We start from the raw sequence: 2,770 nt of genomic DNA on the forward strand, positions 1-2,770 counted from the left end.
GTTAAACCAGTCCAACTTTCGGGGACCAGTTCACTAAGTGCCGAGGCTTAACTTTTTGCGCTTTTAAGTACTGCGCTCAACTACTGGTCAGCGACCAACAACTCCGCAATCTGGATGGTATTCAGAGCAGCGCCCTTACGCAGATTGTCGCCAGAGACAACCAGCACCAGGCCACGCCCCTCCGGAACCGACTGATCGACACGGATACGACCCACCAGGGACTCATCCACACCAGCGGCGGCAAGCGGATTCGGAACGTCAACGACCTTCACGCCCGGCGCGGACTCCAGCAGCTCGGTTGCCTTCTCCACGGACAGCGCATTCTCAAACTCAGCGTGAATCACCAGCGTGTGGCCAGTGAACACCGGAACACGCACACAAGTACCAGCAACAGCCAGCTCAGGGATAGACAGAATCTTGCGGGACTCATTGCGGAGCTTCTGCTCCTCATCGGTCTCCAGTGAACCGTCATCAACAAAGTTTCCAGCCACCGGCAGCGCGTTGAAAGCAATCGGTGCGACATACGGACCAAAGTCCTCCGCAACCAGAGCCGAACCATCAGTGGTCAGCTTCTCCAGGTTGTCGATGTTCTCGCGCACCTGGCCAGCCAGAGTATTCACGCCAGCAAGGCCCGAACCCGAGACGGCCTGGTAGGAGGACACACGCAGACGCTGCAACCCGGCCTCGTCGTGAAGCGGCTTGAGAACCGGCATCGCGGCCATGGTGGTGCAATTCGGATTAGCGACAATGCCCTTCGGGATGTCCTGCAAAGCATCCGGGTTGACCTCGGAGACCACCAGCGGGACCTCCGGATCCTTACGCCACGCCGACGAGTTATCAACAACAACAGCGCCAGCAGCCGCAAAACGCGGAGCCTGCTCCTTCGACAGCGTGCCGCCAGCGGAGAACACCGCGACATCAATGCCCTTCAGATCCTCATCCGAAGTAGCCGCGACATCCTCGACAACAATCTTCTCGCCGCGGAACTCCAACTCCTTGCCCGCACTACGAGCAGAAGCGAAGAAACGAACCTTATCGGCCGGGAAATTACGCTCCGCCAACAGGGTGCGCATCACACGACCAACCTGGCCAGTGGCACCAACAACAGCAATCGTGGTCATTAGAACTCCTTAACGTCCCGTACCAGCGTAAACAACAGCCTCGGTGTCGCCACCGAGATTGAAAGCGTCGTGCAGAGCCTTCACAGACTTATCGACATCCTGGTCATTAACCAGCACCGAGATACGAATCTCAGAAGTGGAAATCAGGTCGATATTCACACCCTCATCAGCGAGCGCCTCACAGAACGTCGCAGTCACGCCCGGGTGGGACTTCATGCCAGCACCGACCAAGGAGACCTTGCCCACGTGATCGTCGTAAAGCACGTCATTCCAGTCATTGTCAGCCTGCAGCTTCTTCAGCAACGCCATCGCCTTCGGAGCGTCCTCGCGCGGGCAGGTGAAAGTAATGTCAGTGCGGTTATCCGCGATGGTAGAGACGTTCTGCAGCACCATATCGATGTTGATCTCCGCATCCGCAACAGCACGGAACATCTTCGCCGCCTGGCCCGGATCATCCGGAATGCCCAGCACGGTCACCTTCGCCTCGGAGCGGTCATGCGCCACACCGGTCAACACTGCTTCTTCCATAGGGATATCCTCCATCGATCCATCAACAAGGGTGCCAAGTTCATTGCTATACGACGAACGCACACGCAACGGAACATTAAACGCGCGGGCGTATTCGACACTTCGCAGTTGCAAAATCTTCGCGCCAACCGCAGCCATCTCCAGCATCTCCTCGAAGGAAATGTTGTCCAAACGCTGTGCGTCCGGCACAATGCGCGGATCCGCCGTGTACACGCCATCCACGTCGGAGTAAATCTCGCAGACGTCTGCCTCCAGAGCTGCCGCGAGAGCGACCGCAGTGGTATCCGAGCCACCACGGCCCAGCGTAGTGACGTCCTTGGTCTCGCGGTTCACACCCTGGAAACCGGCAACCAGGCAGATGTGGCCCTCGTCGAGAGCCTCGCGGACACGGCCCGGAGTGACCTCGACAATGCGGGCGTTACCGTGGCGCTCCGTAGTAATTACGCCGGCCTGCGAACCGGTAAAAGAACGGGCCGATGCGCCGAGGCTTGCGATTGCCATAGCGACCAGCGCATTAGAAATACGCTCACCGGCGGTCAGGAGCATGTCCATCTCGCGTCCCGGCGGGACCGGGTTGACCTGCTCAGCGAGGTCCAGAAGCTCATCGGTGGTGTCGCCCATTGCCGAGCAGACAACCACGACGTCATTGCCCTGCTTTTTGGTTTCCACAATTCGTTCTGCAACACGACGAATGCGTTCGGCGCTCTCCAGGGATGAACCACCGTACTTCTGCACAACCAGTGCCATGGTCGGCAACCTCCAAAAACTAGGCAACTATATGCACGTAACTATTATTGACTCAATTTACTTGAGTCGCATTCGTAATTACATAGTGGGTTACCAAAACGTAGCTTGCGGGGGTTGTGTGGAGGGTTTGGATCGGGTTGCGTGGGGGTTTGCGGGGTATCGTGGCCGGTTTTCGGGTGTGGGTTGGGTGTTTGGGGTATTTGGGGTGTGGATTGGGCGCGACTGCGCGGAAAGGGTGTGACGGCTGGGGTGTTTGGGGTGTTTGGGGTGTCGGTTGGGTGTGGATCGGACGCTGCTGCGGGCTGCAAATGTGAAACTGACTAAGTTTATGACAAAAACCGGCCGGTAGGGTCAGGCGGTGAATGCATCACCAC

Annotated in this window: 2 protein-coding genes; both read right to left on the bottom strand. The window is 57.9% G+C overall.

Features of this window, described 5'->3' with window-relative positions:
* Positions 1–80 precede the first annotated feature (80 nt).
* Positions 81–1,121, bottom strand: a complete 1,041-nt coding sequence (locus tag HMPREF2857_RS10230; protein ID WP_049171166.1) for an aspartate-semialdehyde dehydrogenase — start codon at positions 1,119–1,121, stop codon at positions 81–83.
* 9 nt (positions 1,122–1,130) lie between these two features.
* Complete coding sequence (locus HMPREF2857_RS10235) at positions 1,131–2,396, bottom strand: aspartate kinase (protein ID WP_070560676.1); 1,266 nt, start codon at positions 2,394–2,396, stop codon at positions 1,131–1,133.
* Positions 2,397–2,770: the final 374 nt, after the last annotated feature.

Origin of the sequence: Corynebacterium sp. HMSC076C10, assembly GCF_001812455.1 — a bacterium.
Lineage (GTDB): Bacteria > Actinomycetota > Actinomycetes > Mycobacteriales > Mycobacteriaceae > Corynebacterium > Corynebacterium jeikeium_D.

Excerpts from the sequence above, each read along its gene's own strand:
- HMPREF2857_RS10230 (WP_049171166.1), bottom strand. The coding sequence starts at position 1,121 with ATGACCACGATTGCTGTTGTTGGTGCCACTGGCCAGGTTGGTCGTGTG.
- HMPREF2857_RS10235 (WP_070560676.1), bottom strand. The coding sequence starts at position 2,396 with ATGGCACTGGTTGTGCAGAAGTACGGTGGTTCATCCCTGGAGAGCGCC.